General features: G+C 67.9%; 16 protein-coding genes and 3 tRNA genes. 8 read left to right on the top strand and 11 right to left on the bottom strand.

The annotated features are described in order from the left end of the window. Positions 1 to 3: 3 nt before the first annotated feature. Complete coding sequence (yczR, locus tag DFR72_RS18350; protein ID WP_090066033.1) at positions 4 to 1440, bottom strand: MocR-like transcription factor YczR; 1437 nt, start codon at positions 1438 to 1440, stop codon at positions 4 to 6. A gap of 61 nt (positions 1441 to 1501) precedes the next feature. Here yczR and yczE point away from each other — a divergent pair, with 61 nt between their 5' ends. Continuing rightward, positions 1502 to 2155, top strand: coding sequence for a membrane protein YczE (gene yczE, locus DFR72_RS18345; protein WP_090066034.1), 654 nt, complete (start codon positions 1502 to 1504; stop codon positions 2153 to 2155). Here the strand turns inward: yczE and DFR72_RS47525 are convergent. After that, entirely contained in the window at positions 2106 to 2633 is a 528-nt protein-coding gene (locus DFR72_RS47525; RefSeq protein WP_281273388.1) for a Clp protease N-terminal domain-containing protein, read from the bottom strand. The genes yczE and DFR72_RS47525 overlap by 50 nt on opposite strands. Then, positions 2630 to 2839 carry a helix-turn-helix domain-containing protein gene (locus tag DFR72_RS18335; RefSeq protein WP_086665473.1) on the bottom strand — a complete coding sequence of 70 codons (210 nt, stop codon included), beginning with the start codon at positions 2837 to 2839 and terminating at the stop codon, positions 2630 to 2632. Before DFR72_RS18335 ends, DFR72_RS47525 begins: the two co-directional genes overlap by 4 nt. Positions 2840 to 2900: 61 nt before the next feature. Between DFR72_RS18335 and DFR72_RS18330 the strand changes: the two genes are divergently transcribed. Further along, complete coding sequence (locus DFR72_RS18330) at positions 2901 to 3611, top strand: hypothetical protein (RefSeq protein WP_090066036.1); 711 nt, start codon at positions 2901 to 2903, stop codon at positions 3609 to 3611. A gap of 48 nt (positions 3612 to 3659) precedes the next feature. Here the strand turns inward: DFR72_RS18330 and DFR72_RS18325 are convergent. The 5 genes from DFR72_RS18325 to DFR72_RS18305 all read right to left on the bottom strand — a co-directional run bounded on the left by DFR72_RS18325 (position 3660) and on the right by DFR72_RS18305 (position 5098). Next, positions 3660 to 3733 (bottom strand) — tRNA-Phe (locus tag DFR72_RS18325). A gap of 29 nt (positions 3734 to 3762) precedes the next feature. Next, positions 3763 to 3836, bottom strand: a tRNA-Asp gene (locus DFR72_RS18320). 38 nt (positions 3837 to 3874) lie between these two features. Continuing rightward, a tRNA-Glu gene (locus DFR72_RS18315) sits at positions 3875 to 3947 on the bottom strand. A gap of 149 nt (positions 3948 to 4096) precedes the next feature. Beyond that, a complete protein-coding gene (locus tag DFR72_RS18310) occupies positions 4097 to 4726 on the bottom strand; it encodes a ScbR family autoregulator-binding transcription factor (protein WP_090066037.1) in 630 nt (209 codons plus the stop codon). A 126-nt stretch (positions 4727 to 4852) separates the two neighbouring features. Then, a complete protein-coding gene (locus tag DFR72_RS18305; RefSeq protein ID WP_090066038.1) occupies positions 4853 to 5098 on the bottom strand; it encodes a hypothetical protein in 246 nt (81 codons plus the stop codon). Between the two features lie 154 nt (positions 5099 to 5252). On the opposite strand from DFR72_RS18305, the gene DFR72_RS18300 reads away from it, so the two are divergent. The 4 genes from DFR72_RS18300 (at position 5253) to DFR72_RS18285 (ending at position 8516) form a co-directional block, all read left to right on the top strand. Next, positions 5253 to 5513, top strand: coding sequence for a hypothetical protein (locus DFR72_RS18300; RefSeq protein WP_090066039.1), 261 nt, complete (start codon positions 5253 to 5255; stop codon positions 5511 to 5513). Between the two features lie 55 nt (positions 5514 to 5568). Further along, on the top strand, positions 5569 to 5775 hold the full coding sequence (locus tag DFR72_RS18295; protein ID WP_030477906.1) for a heavy-metal-associated domain-containing protein: 207 nt from the start codon (positions 5569 to 5571) through the stop codon (positions 5773 to 5775). Beyond that, on the top strand, positions 5772 to 7955 hold the full coding sequence (locus DFR72_RS18290) for a heavy metal translocating P-type ATPase (RefSeq protein WP_090066040.1): 2184 nt from the start codon (positions 5772 to 5774) through the stop codon (positions 7953 to 7955). The genes DFR72_RS18295 and DFR72_RS18290 overlap by 4 nt, the downstream gene beginning before the upstream one ends. Positions 7956 to 8210: 255 nt before the next feature. Beyond that, the gene (locus DFR72_RS18285; RefSeq protein ID WP_030477904.1) at positions 8211 to 8516 is read left to right on the top strand and encodes a hypothetical protein; all 306 of its coding nucleotides are present in this window, start codon (positions 8211 to 8213) and stop codon (positions 8514 to 8516) included. 88 nt (positions 8517 to 8604) lie between these two features. Here the strand turns inward: DFR72_RS18285 and DFR72_RS18280 are convergent, their stop codons facing one another. Beyond that, the gene (locus DFR72_RS18280; RefSeq protein WP_030477903.1) at positions 8605 to 8808 is read right to left on the bottom strand and encodes a cold-shock protein; all 204 of its coding nucleotides are present in this window, start codon (positions 8806 to 8808) and stop codon (positions 8605 to 8607) included. A gap of 454 nt (positions 8809 to 9262) precedes the next feature. On the opposite strand from DFR72_RS18280, the gene DFR72_RS18275 reads away from it, so the two are divergent. Continuing rightward, positions 9263 to 10303 carry a L,D-transpeptidase gene (locus tag DFR72_RS18275; RefSeq protein WP_245983118.1) on the top strand — a complete coding sequence of 347 codons (1041 nt, stop codon included), beginning with the start codon at positions 9263 to 9265 and terminating at the stop codon, positions 10301 to 10303. Here DFR72_RS18275 and DFR72_RS18270 read toward each other — a convergent pair. Together DFR72_RS18270 and DFR72_RS18265 are read right to left on the bottom strand one after the other, a co-directional pair. Then, positions 10300 to 11115, bottom strand: coding sequence for a glutamate ABC transporter substrate-binding protein (locus DFR72_RS18270; protein ID WP_090066326.1), 816 nt, complete (start codon positions 11113 to 11115; stop codon positions 10300 to 10302). The genes DFR72_RS18275 and DFR72_RS18270 overlap by 4 nt on opposite strands. Before the next feature lie 82 nt (positions 11116 to 11197). Continuing rightward, positions 11198 to 12010 carry an oxygenase MpaB family protein gene (locus DFR72_RS18265; RefSeq protein ID WP_090066327.1) on the bottom strand — a complete coding sequence of 271 codons (813 nt, stop codon included), beginning with the start codon at positions 12008 to 12010 and terminating at the stop codon, positions 11198 to 11200. A 34-nt stretch (positions 12011 to 12044) separates the two neighbouring features. Here DFR72_RS18265 and DFR72_RS18260 point away from each other — a divergent pair, with 34 nt between their 5' ends. Further along, positions 12045 to 12455: a PPOX class F420-dependent oxidoreductase gene (locus DFR72_RS18260; protein WP_090066041.1), complete on the top strand. Its 411-nt coding sequence runs from the start codon at positions 12045 to 12047 to the stop codon at positions 12453 to 12455. Positions 12456 to 12476 lie beyond the last annotated feature (21 nt).

Genomic DNA, 12476 nt, shown 5'->3' with positions numbered 1-12476 from the left:
GTTTCACGCGACCGGCGTCGACAGCTCGGCATCCGCCGGAAAGCCTGTACCTGCAACAGAAGCAGCTATCACACCCAAACGGCCTATCGCTTCTCGCAGCACTTCGGGTGACTGCGTGTACGGCACTCGGAGCATCTGCTCGCACCCTCCGTGCACGGCCCACCTGGGTCCGGGCACGATCCGCAGGCCGTGGTTCTGCGCCATCACGGCGATCCTGGTGCTGACCGGCGCGTCGAGCGTGCACCACAGGCCGAGACCGCCGGCCGGGACCTTGAAGTTCCACTGTGGACAATGCTCCGCCAGTGCCTGCACCGCGACGTCCCGCTGCGCGGCGAACTCCAGGCGCCGTTGCCGCAGGACCGGTTCCGGATCCCGCAGCAGGTCGGTCAGCACCAGCTGCTCGAACACCGGCGTGCCCAGGTCGATCGCCGCCCGCGTGGACGTCAGGCGGTGCACGATCTCCGCCGACGCCCGGATCCACCCGACGCGCAACCCGCCCCAGTGCGACTTGCTCGCGGACCCCAGCGTCACCACCAGGTCCCCGCCGAACGCCGCCATCGGCAACGGCATCGGCTCGTCGGTCAGCGACAGCTCGACCAGCGTCTCGTCGACGACGAGCGGCGTGTGCGCCTTGCGCAGCACGGCGACGAGCTTCTCCCGTCCCGCGGAGGGGAGAAGCAGTCCGGTCGGGTTCTGGAAGTCGGGGATGAGGTAGGCCAACCGGGGCCCGACCTGCCGCAACGCCGCCTCGTAGGCGTCGACGTCCCAGCCGTCGTCCGTCATCGGCACCGGCACCGGGATCGCCGACGCCGCCCGCACCGCCTCCAGCGCGTTGGGATAGGTCGGCTGCTCGACCAGGACCCGGTCGCCGGGCCCGGCGAACAGCCGCAGCGTCAGCGCCCACGCGTGCTGAGCCCCTGACGTGACCACGATCTGGTCCGCGGAGGTCGGCAGTCCTCTCGCGGTGTACCGATCGGCGATCACCTGGCGCAACGCGGGCAGTCCGCGCTCGTGGTAGCCGTGCGACCCGAGGTGCTCGGGCATCTGGTCCATCGCGGCGACCATGGCCTGCCGCAGTCCGGGGTGCGCCGGCGGCGCACACCGGGTCAGGTCGATCAACGTGTCGTCGCCGCCCGTGATGCCGCCGCCTGCACCGACGGGACCGTTGATCCACGACCCGGCACCGCGCCGCGACTCCACGACCCCCTCGGTGCGCAGCTGGTCCAGGGCGGATGTGATGGTGGTACGGCTCACTGGCAGCGCGTCGGTGAGCTCGCGTTCGGACGGCAGCCGGGTCCCCACGGGCAGCCGTCCGTCCGCGACCAGCAGTTTCAGCGCCGCGGCGAGGTCGGTGGACCCCTGCCGGGCACCGCTACGACGCCACTCACCCAGCAGTCGGGCGAGCCGGGTACCGGAAATACGTCCACCTGGCGGGAGCATGAGGCCAATTATCCCGAATTGGCTATGGATTACCAGGCCAATCGCAGCGCAACATGGCCACATGGCCTCCATGACCGCACTCCACCAGGTCTCCGTCCGGATCTCACCCGCCCGGCGCCTCCCACAGCTCCTCGCAGGTCTGTGGCTCTACGGCGCGAGCATGGCGATGCAGATCCGCGCGACCCTCGGCCTGAACCCGTGGGACGTGCTGCACGAGGGCCTCACGAAGATCACCGGTCTGAGCTTCGGCCTGATCACCGCGATCACCGGCGTGCTCGTGCTGCTGGCGTGGATCCCGCTCAGGCAGAAGCCGGGCATCGGCACGATCGCGAACGTCGTGGTCATCGCCGTCAGCGTCGACGTGACGCTCTGGCTCCTGCCCGCCCCCGAAGGACTCCTGCCCAGGATCGTGTTCCTGACGCTGGGCATCGTCCTGAACGCCGTCGCGTTCGCCGCGTACGTCGGTTCCCGGCTCGGACCGGGCCCGCGCGACGGCCTCGTCACCGGGTTCTGCCGCCGCACGGGCATCTCCCTGCGGCTCACGCGGACCGTGCTCGAACTGATCGTGCTCGGCACCGGCTGGCTGCTCGGCGGCACGGTCGGCATCGGCACGGTCCTCTACGCGCTCGGCATCGGCCCGCTCGCACAGCTGTTCCTGCCCGCACTCACCTGGCGCGAGCGCTCGCGGCCCGCTTGCGAAGCTCCTCGTACGTGACTCCTCGCTCGGTCAGCACCTCGGCCGCGATTCCCTTGCCCTGCAACAACGCCAGCAGGATGTGTTCCACACCCAGGTAGTTGTGGCCGAGGTCGCGCGACTCGCGCAACGAGTTCTCCAACGCCTTCTTGAAGTCCTTTTCCAGCGGCATGCCGAACCACCGCCGGCGTGGACCTGGCCGCAGCACCCCGGTTCCCAGTGACTGCTCCGCCGACTCGATCACCGCGTCGACGTCGATCCCCAAGCCCCGCAACGCTTCCGAGTCGGCCTTGGTCAGCCCGCCCTTGCGCCGGTAGTCCTGGAACGCCGTCTCCAGCTCGTCGCGCGGCAGGTCGAACCCGGCCAACGCCGGCGCGTCGAGCAACGCCAGCAGCAGGTGCTCCACGCCGACCTCGGCGGCGTGGACCTGTTCCGCCTCCCGCACCGCGGCCTTGACCGCCTCACGGGCTTCCTTGGTGAACCGTTCCGCGATCATCATCGACCCCCGTGCTTCTTGTGGACCGCCTGGCGGGACACCCCGAGTTCCGCCGCGATGTCCTGCCACGACCAGCCCTGTGCCCGCGCACTGCGGACCTGGGCGGCTTCCAAGTGTTCGAGCAGTCGCCGCAGCGCGGTGACGGCCCGCAACCCGACCTTCGGGTCGCGGTCCCCGGCCGCTGTGGCGAGATCCGTCGCTTCTGTCATGATGTCAACGTACGTTGACAACCGGCATTCGTCAACCGAAGTTGACACGTACCGTGAGGGCGTGAAGATCGAGACCGCCGAGCAGGGGGCTCCGGGCCGAGTCACCGAAGATCGGATCCGGGTGCTGCCGAACGCCGTCCTCGTGCTCGACGGCGTGACCTCGCGAACCAGACCACCGGAGCGCAATGGCGGTTGGTACGCCTCGAAACTCGCCGACGAACTGGCCCGGCTGCTCAACGACACCGATCCGCTGACGGACCTGCTCGCCCGAGCCATCACGAACCTCGTGGCGGAACACGACCTCGTCCGCGGCGACTCGCCCTCCGCGACCGCGTCGATCATCCGCTGGAACGACGACACGATCGACGCGCTCGTGCTGTGCGACACCCCGGTCGTCGCGTTCGGACAGTCCACCCGAGTGCTGGAGGACACGAGGCTCGAGGATCTCCGGCCCGATCCGGACATCCTCCGGTGGAAGAACGAGCCGGGCGGTTACTGGGTCGCGGAGGCCGATCCCGTCGCGGGGCACCAGGCCCTGACGGCGACGTGGCGCCGCGACGAGACCGAGAGTGTGATCGCTCTCACGGACGGCGTCTCCTGCGGAGTGTCCGAGTACGGACTTTTCGCGTGGGAGGACCTGGCGCATTTGCCACTCGGCGACGTGCTCGACCGAATCCGCGAAGCCGAACGCGGTGATTCGGAGCACCAGCGCTGGCCCCGCTTCAAAACGCACGACGACCAGGCGATCGCCCGAATCAGCTTCAGCGCATGACGAAAGAAGCCCCGCAGAAACTCTGCGGGGCTTCTTTCGAAGAAGGTATGGCCAGGGGCGGGGTCGAACCGCCGACCTACCGCTTTTCAGGCGGTCGCTCGTACCAACTGAGCTACCTGGCCATGAGCTGTAGCAATCAACTACAGAAAAGCGACCCAGACGGGACTCGAACCCGCGACCTTCGCCGTGACAGGGCGACGCGCTAACCAACTGCGCCACTGGGCCTTGCTTCGTGCTGTCTTACCGTACCGTACTTTACTGCGTGCCCCCAACGGGATTCGAACCCGCGCGACCGCCTTGAAAGGGCGGGATCCTAGGCCGCTAGATGATGGGGACTAGCTGGTCTCTGGAAGCATCGTAAGCATATGCCATAGGTCCGCGCACCTCCAAAACGGGGGTGCCACTTATGCGCTGACCTGCTGAAACCACCTTCTGGGCCAGATCGCCCAGATCAACAAATGCCTGCTCAGGGCCGTTCGGGCCCGTCACGCCGGTTCAGAAGCAGTTTGTGATCCAGACAACTCCCACCCGGAGGCCGCGACACTGGGCAGCACGTGCCCCAGGATCTCGCGGATCCGCTCGGGGAAGTCCGTGCACGCCGTCGTGGCCGAAGAGATCAACCGCGCACCGAGAGCCGCGCTGCACAGCGTCCTGGCGACGGCCTCCGGATCGACGCCGACGCGCAGGTCCCCGCGCCCGGCCGCCTCGACCACGTACCCGGCGACGAGCTTCTCCCATATGAGGTGCGTGTTCGGGACGCCCGGATAGCCGACCTCGCGATCGGCGTTGAGCCGCACACCGGCGCGCAGCACCACGTCGGCCGCCATCCGGTCGGCGGACTCGGCGAACATGCCGTGCAGGGCGCTCAGCGGGTCGACGCCGCGCAGCCGCCACGACTCCCTCACCTGCGCCCACAGTTCGCCCTGCCGCTCGATCAGGGCGTCGGCGACCGCTTCCTTCGAGGGGAAGTGGAAGTAGAACGCGCCCTTGGTCAGTCCGGCACGCGCGAGCACGGCGGTCAGCGACGTGCGCTCGTAACCGAGCCGGTCGAACTCCTCCGCCGCGGCGTGGAGGATCGCCTCACGGGTCGCGTACGCCCGGTCCTGCTGGGGCATGGTCGAAGGTTAGCCGTTGCCGCTAAAGAGACCCGTGGGTATGTTTCGGGATGCGGCCCTGTTCTGCAGACGCGCTCCGGGGGGTGCGCGCCTGGAGTCAGGGCCGCTTTCGCGTCCGCACGACGTTCACCGCTGCGCGTGGGGCAGCCCGCCGTCCTCGCCCGGTGACAGGCCCAGCATGTCCAGCAGCATCCGGCAGTCCTCGGCGCCCAGGGCTCCCCTGGCGACCGCGAGCCTGGCCCGGTGGACCTGTTCGTCGGAGATCCGCGAGGGTTCTCCGTTGCGCTGGGCCGGCACGTTCGGCCCGCCCTGCCGCGACACGCTGTCGTCCTGTGTGAACAGGAACTTCCGCACTTCCAGTGACCCGCTCATGAGCACCCTCCCCGACTTGAGGTTGGCGCGAGGCTAAGCGACCTGGGACAACGGCCGCAGCCCCCCGCAGAGTGATTCCATCGGCACCCAGCGTTACTTTCCGTACTGGTGCCGTCCGTGCCCGGTGGAGAACTGGCCAGTGGATGATGGACAGATGACCGACCCCACGCCGGAGCCTTCCCCCGAAGCAGAGGGCCAAAACGCGTCCCAGACACCTTCCGCGGCCGACCAGGAGGCGATCTTCAAGGCGCTCAGCGGCATCGACCTGAACACCATCGACGCCGACATCGAGTCCGCGTTCGGTTCGCGGATGGCCGAGCTAGACAAGATGCTCGAGGGCCTCGACGACCTGGTCAACAAGATCGAGAGCGACATCCAGAACCTGGACCAGCCCAAACCCGACAGTCCTCAGTAGAGCCTTTACCCCAGGGGGGTATAGACTCGGAGCTCCGAAGAGAGAAAGGGCTCCGATGTCCGTCAGCGCCACCTACACCGTCACCGGCATGACCTGCGGCCACTGCGTCAGCTCCGTCACCGAGGAGCTGACCGAGGTCTCGGGCGTCACGGGTGTCGACGTCGTCCTGGAGACCGGTGCGGTCACCGTGACCAGCGACCGCGAGCTCGACCGCGCCGAGGTCGTCGCCGCCGTCACCGAGGCCGGGTACCAGGTCGCATGACCACGACCGAGCCTCGTCACGTCGAGCTCAGCATCAGCGGCATGACGTGCGCTTCCTGTGCGAACCGCATCGAACGCAAGCTGAACAAGCTCGACGGCGTGTCCGCCACCGTGAACTACGCGACCGAGAAGGCCAGCGTTCAGTTCCCGGACAACCTGCGCGTGGACGACCTCGTGTCGACCGTGCGCGCGGCGGGCTACGACGCGGAGGAGCCGCAACCCGAGGCTCCCGACGTGGACGAGGCTGGTGAACTGCGGCTGAGGGTCACCCTGGCCGCGGTGCTCGGCGTGCCGGTGATCGCGTTCTCGATGGTCCCGGCGTGGCAGTTCCCGACCTGGCAGTGGGTGTCGCTGGCGCTGGCGAGCGTGGTCGTGTGGGTGTGCGGCTGGCCGTTCCACCGTGCGGCTTTCGTGAACGCACGGCATGGCGCCAGCACCATGGACACCCTTGTGTCGATGGGCGTCACGGTCTCGTACCTCTGGTCGCTCTACGCGCTGGTGTTCGGCGAGGCCGGCGTCATCGGCATGCGGCACGAGTTCAGCCTGCTGCCCCGTCCCACCACCTCCGGCGACATCTACCTCGAGGTCGCGGTCGGCGTGACCGTGTTCCTGCTGCTCGGACGCTGGCTGGAGGCCCGTTCGAAGCGCAGCGCGGGTGCGGCCCTGCGGTCGTTGCTCGCGCTCGGCGCCAAGGACGTGGCGGTGCTGCGCGACGGCGCCGAGACCCGCGTGCCGGTCGGTCAGCTCCGGGTCGGCGAACGCTTCGTGGTCCGTCCGGGTGAGCGCATCGCCACCGATGGTCTAGTGGTCGACGGCAGTTCGGCCGTGGACCGCTCGATGGTCACCGGCGAATCGGTGCCGGTCGAGGTCAGCGAGGGCGATCCGGTCGTCGGCGGCACCGTGAACGCGGGCGGCAGGCTCGTCGTGGAGGCCACTTCGGTCGGCGCGGACACACAGCTCGCGCGGATGGCCAGGCTGGTCGAGCAGGCCCAGGCCGGCAAGGCCGGCGTGCAGCGGCTGGCGGACCGGGTGTCCGCCGTCTTCGTCCCGGTCGTCGTGCTGATCGCGCTGGCGTCGTTCGGCGCGTGGCTGCTCGCCGGGCGGCCGCTGGAGTTCGCGGTGACGACGGCGGTGGCGGTCCTCGTGATCGCGTGCCCCTGCGCCCTGGGCCTCGCGACGCCCACGGCGTTGCTCGTGGGCACCGGTCGCGGCGCACAGCTCGGCATCCTGGTGAAGGGCCCCGAGGTGCTGGAGTCGACGCGGCGGGTGGACACCGTCGTGCTGGACAAGACCGGCACCGTCACGACCGGCCGCCTGACGCTGGTCGACGTGATCCCCGCGGCGGGCGTGGACCCCGACGAGGTGCTGCGGTGCGCGGCGGCCGTCGAGAACGCGTCCGAACACCCGATCGGCGCGGCGATCGTCCGCGAGGCCGGCGAGTTCCCGCCGGTGTCCGATTTCGCCTCCACGGACGGCGTGGGCGTCAGCGGAACGGTCGAAGGCCGGCGCGTGGTCGTGGGCCGCGTGCGGAACGTCGTTCTTCCGCGGGAACTGACTGAGGCCGCAGTTGCCCACACAACTCGGACTGTTGTCGCGGTTTCCTTTGATGACAAGGTTGTCGGGCTCATCGTCGTGTCGGACGTCGTGAAACCCACGTCCGCACAAGCGATTCGGGAACTGAAGGCACTCGGTTTGCGGCCGGTGTTGCTGACCGGCGACAACGCCTCCGTGGCCGCGGAGGTCGCCGCCGAGGTGGGCATCGACGAGGTCATCGCCGACGTCCTGCCGTCCGGCAAAGTCGAAGCGGTCCGGAATCTCCAGGCACAGGGCCGAGTTGTGGCCATGGTCGGCGACGGCGTGAACGACGCGCCGGCCCTCGCGGCCGCGGATCTGGGGCTGGCCATGGGAACCGGCACCGACGTCGCGATCGAGGCGAGCGACCTGACGCTGGTGCGCGGTGACCTGCGGGTGGCGGCCGACGCGATTCGGTTGTCCCGCAAGACGTTGGGCACGATCAAGGGGAACCTCTTCTGGGCGTTCGCCTACAACGTCGCTGGACTTCCACTCGCGGCCCTCGGTCTGCTGAACCCCATGATCGCGGGCGCCGCGATGGCCTTCAGCAGCGTGTTCGTTGTTACCAACAGCTTGCGACTACGGGGTTTCCGCTCATCGGCGGCATAAGAATCTCGTGGTGAACACTCCCCAACGAGCGCGTGCGCGTGCAACAATCCAAAAGCTGACACACCCCCGGTCAGCGCCTGTGGAGATCCCCTCCGGCCCCCGCGTTCCTCCCCCTGGCGCGGGGGCCTCCGCAGCTCCGCGGACGCCCTGCCCCGGTGCTCACCGGAGATCCACTCTGAGTAGAGCCATTTACACCTTGGGGTGACCCGGCTCACAGGGGTTTGGCTTCCGTGACCGAGCCGTTATCGTGTCCCGGTGCCCATTGGATCCCTCGGACGCTCCAAGTCCGGCCGTCACCGCCCCGCGGACGAACCGCAGCAACCGGAGACGTCGCACGACGAAGAGCTGACCTCCTACCTGGCCGCCCTGGCCCCGGACGCGGACAACGAGACCACCGCCTCGGGCTTCGGCAGCGCGCAGGTGTACCAGCTGAGGCTGCAACTCATGGCGAACGAGCAACTGAAGGAACTCGCCGCCGAACGTCAGACCTCCCCGCAGGCTCTCGCCACGGAGTGGGTCATGCAGCGCCTGGAGTGGGAAGCGCGGCAGCGCGGCCACTAGACCCAGCGAACAACGAAGAAGGACCCTCGACCGAGCCCGGTCGAGGGTCCTTCTCACGTACGACTTCAATTGCGGCGTGTTACAAACCTCAGACCGCGCGGACGTTCTGGGCCTGCGGACCCTTGGTGCCCTGGCCGACCTCGAACTCCACTCGCTGGTTCTCCTCCAGGGTGCGGAAACCCTGACCCTGGATCTCCGAGTAGTGGACGAAGACGTCAGCGCCGCCGTTGTCCTGGGCGATGAAACCAAAGCCCTTTTCGGAGTTGAACCACTTGACAGTGCCCTGTGCCATGTACCTGCCTCCATCGCAGGAAAGCTTGGGGCTGCACCGTGCAACCCCGGCCGTCCCGGGGGCGTTAGGCAAACTCGCTGAGAGCGCACCGCACGCCCGCGTGTCGTTCCGCGAGCGTGTGAAGCACGAACACAGAAACCACGGCCTGCGCGGGTCAGCCTAACGTGTGATTGGTCATAGCACTACAGGTCATTACCGGCCGGTCAGGTGCCTCAAAGGGAGGAAAGCCGCTGGTCCGGGTGGGTGATCGCAATTCGCGAGCAACGTGTTCCACCGCCGCGCGTCCTCATGTTCGTTGGACGAGGGGATCTTGGGGAGACACGTGATCCGGCCACTGGTTTTGGCTCTACTACTGGGATTGACCGCCTGCAGTGCCGCACCCGACGGTGCGCCTGGGGCCGGTTCACAGGCCACTGCACCGGCTGCGGAGCAGAAGGCGAAGGCAGTACTGACGGTGACGCCGGCATCGGGCGAGGGGATCAGCCCTGCCGGACCATTCGAGGTCGGAATGACCGGTGGCGCGCTGACCTCCGTCGTGCTCACGGGTGCCGACGGCAAGGTGGTGAAGGGGGAACTCTCCGCCGGCCGCTGGGTCGCGACCGAGGACCTGGGCTACGACAAGGCCTACACCTGGTCCGGCTCGGCCAAGGGCGAGGACGGCACCGACGTCCCTGTCACCGGGTCGTTCCGCACCATCAAGCCGCAGCGGCTCACCAGCGCGAAGCTCAACGTCGACGACAACCAGACCTACGGCGTCGCGATGCCGTTGAAGGTGACCTTCAGCGCGCCCGTGCAGGACAAGGCTTCCGTGCAGAAGGCGATGACGGTCAAGACGTCCGTGCCGACCGAGGGGGCGTGGGCGTGGCTGTCCGACACCGAGGCGCATTGGCGGCCGAAGGAGTACTGGAAGCCGAACACCGAGGTCGCGCTCGACGCGAACGTCTACGGGGTGCCGTTCGGCGGGGGTGCCTTCGGCAAGAACGACGTGCACGCGCAGTTCAAGATCGCGGACCGGGCGCTGGTGGCCAAGGCGAACACGCAGACCAAGCGGTTCGAGATCTACCGGGACGGCGTGCTGCTGCACGACCTCCCGGCGTCGTACGGCAAGGAGAGCGACCCGGGCAGGGTGACCCGGTCCGGCATCCACGTGGTGCAGCAGAAGGAAGCCTCACGCCGGATGAAGAGCACCGTGTACAACTACGACGTCCCGGTCACGTGGGCGGTGCTGATCTCGCAGAACGGCGAGTTCGTGCACGAGAACAACGACACGATTCCCAGTCAGGGCAAGGAGAACGTGTCGCACGGGTGCGCGAACCTGTCCGGTCCCAACGCCAGGATCTTCTTCGACCTGACGATGGTCGGTGACCCGGTCGAGGTCGTGGGTTCCACGGTGCAACTCGGGCTGGCCGACCCGAACGGGCCTGCCCACAACGACTACTGGCAGTGGACGCTGGACTGGGCGGCCTGGACCGCCAAGTCCGCCGCCATCGGCTAGCTCTTCTCGGTGATCTGGGGTGGCTGCGGGATCTCGTAACCCGACGGACCGACGTTGCGTTCGAGGGCCCGCTTCCACTCCCCGCTCGAAATCATCTTCTCGATGGCCTCGTTCACGGCGTCGCGCGACTCGGCGTCACCCTTCGGGACGCCGATGCCGTAGCGCTCCTTGGAGAACGTCTTGCCGACGAGCTTGAGCAGCTCGGGGTTCTCCGCGGCGAACCCGGCGAGGATGACCTCGTCGGTCGAGACGGCGTCGACGTTGCCCGCCATGAGAGCGATCACGCAGTCGGAGTACTGGCCGTACTCGACGAGCTGCACGTTCTTCGAGTAGTCCGACTTCACCTTCTGCGCGGAGGTGGAACCCTTGACGGAGCACAGCTTGCGGCCGTTCAGGGTCTCGGGGCCCTGGACGGCATCCTCGGTGTAGCGCACCAGCATGCCCTGGCCCGTCTCGAAGTACGGGCCGGCGAAGGCGACCTTCTCCTTGCGGGCGTCGGTGATCGAGTACGAGGCGATGATCAGGTCGGCCTCGCCGTTCTCGAGCATCGACTCGCGGGCGGCGCCACGGGCTTCCTTGAAGGTGATGCCACCTTCCTCCACCCCGAGCTCGTTCGCCACGTACTTGGCGACGTCCACGTCGAAGCCGACGTACCGGCCGTCGAGCCGGCGCTGGCTCATGCCGGGCTGGTCGTAACGGATGCCGATGGTCAGCTTCCCGGAGTCGGCACGTCCGATGACTGTGGTGGTGTCACCGCTCCCACAGGCGGTGGCGAACACCGCTACGGCAGTCAGGAGCGCGGCACGACGGATCACGACAGGCCTTCCGGGGGTGTTGTGGATTCGTGCGCAATGCTACGGACCTGCGGCGATGATCGACTGTGATGTATGACAACTACGGAAGCCTCGCTTTGCTGGGTGTCACATGCCTGCCGTGACGTTCGATCGCCCGCTTCAGATGGCCGGGCGGAGCGAGTCTCCTGATCTTGCCGGGGACCATAAGCGCAGCTCGGCGCATCAATCGCAGCCAGCGGTCGGCATGCGCGTACGGCTCGCGGCCGTGCAGTTCGAGCGCCCAGTCGGGTAGTACCGAATAGGCCAGGTGGCCCACGAGAACCCGGTACACGGGCAAGCCGTGGCGGAGCCACCCTTGCACCGGAGGGCCGTGCAAGAAGTCGTAGATCACATCGGAATCGGTCGTTCGGCGCAGAACGGGACGCATCCGGTCGAAGTATTCGGCCATTTCGCGCCTGGATCCCGGTACTTCATCCGGGTGCAATCCGACCAAAGCGGCTGCGAATCGCTGCTCGGCGTAGTAGAGGTCCTTCTGCCTGCCGGACAGCCCGTACCCCGCGCGGTCGAGCACTGTTTCGAAGCAGGAAACCTCCGAGCAATGAACCCAGAGCAGCAGCTCGGGCTCGTCCACGCGGAACGTCCGGCCGTCGACGACGCCGCGCAGGTTCCGGTGCGTGGCCCGCACCCGTGCCGCAGCGGTGGCGATCTCCGCGTCGGTGCCGTAGACGCCCAGGTCGACGAAGTCCGCCGTGCGCTTGAGCCTGCCGAGCGGATCGGCCTGGAAGTTCGAGTTCTGCACTACACCCGCGACCGCCCTGGGGTGCAGTGCCTGCAGGTAGAGGCTCGCGATCCCGGCGATCCACATCGTCGGGTCGTCGTGCAACTGCCAGCTCACGGAATTCGGGTCGGGCATGCGGACATCGTCCCGCCTCGCCAGGATGAAGACCATGGACCTGGACCAGGCACGGGAAGTGCTCCGCAGTCAGCACCGCGCGGTGTTCTGCGCACTGAAGTCCGACGGCACGCCGGCCATGTCGCCGGTGCTCGTCGCGCTCGACGACAACGGCGACGTGCTCGTCTCCACGCGCGCCACCGCGTACAAGACGAAGCAGGTCGAACGCGATCCGCACGTCTCGCTGTGCGTGCTGCCGGACAGCTTCTTCGGCCGCTGGATCCAGCTCAACGGAACCGCGACGGTCGTGCCGTTGCCCGAGGCCATGGACCTGCTGGTCCAGTACTACCGGACGATCTCCGGCGAGCACTCCGACTGGAACGACTACCGGGCCTCGATGAAGCGCGAGCAGCGCGTCATCCTGCGGATCTCGCTGAGCTCCGCCGGGCCGGACAAGACGGGCTGAGCTGTAACACCGTTAGCGGGC

The sequence above is a fragment of the Lentzea flaviverrucosa genome (assembly GCF_003350445.1).
GTDB lineage: Bacteria > Actinomycetota > Actinomycetes > Mycobacteriales > Pseudonocardiaceae > Lentzea > Lentzea californiensis.
The sequence above is the reverse complement of the archived record's forward strand: the minus strand, read 5'-3'. Positions and strand labels throughout refer to the sequence as shown.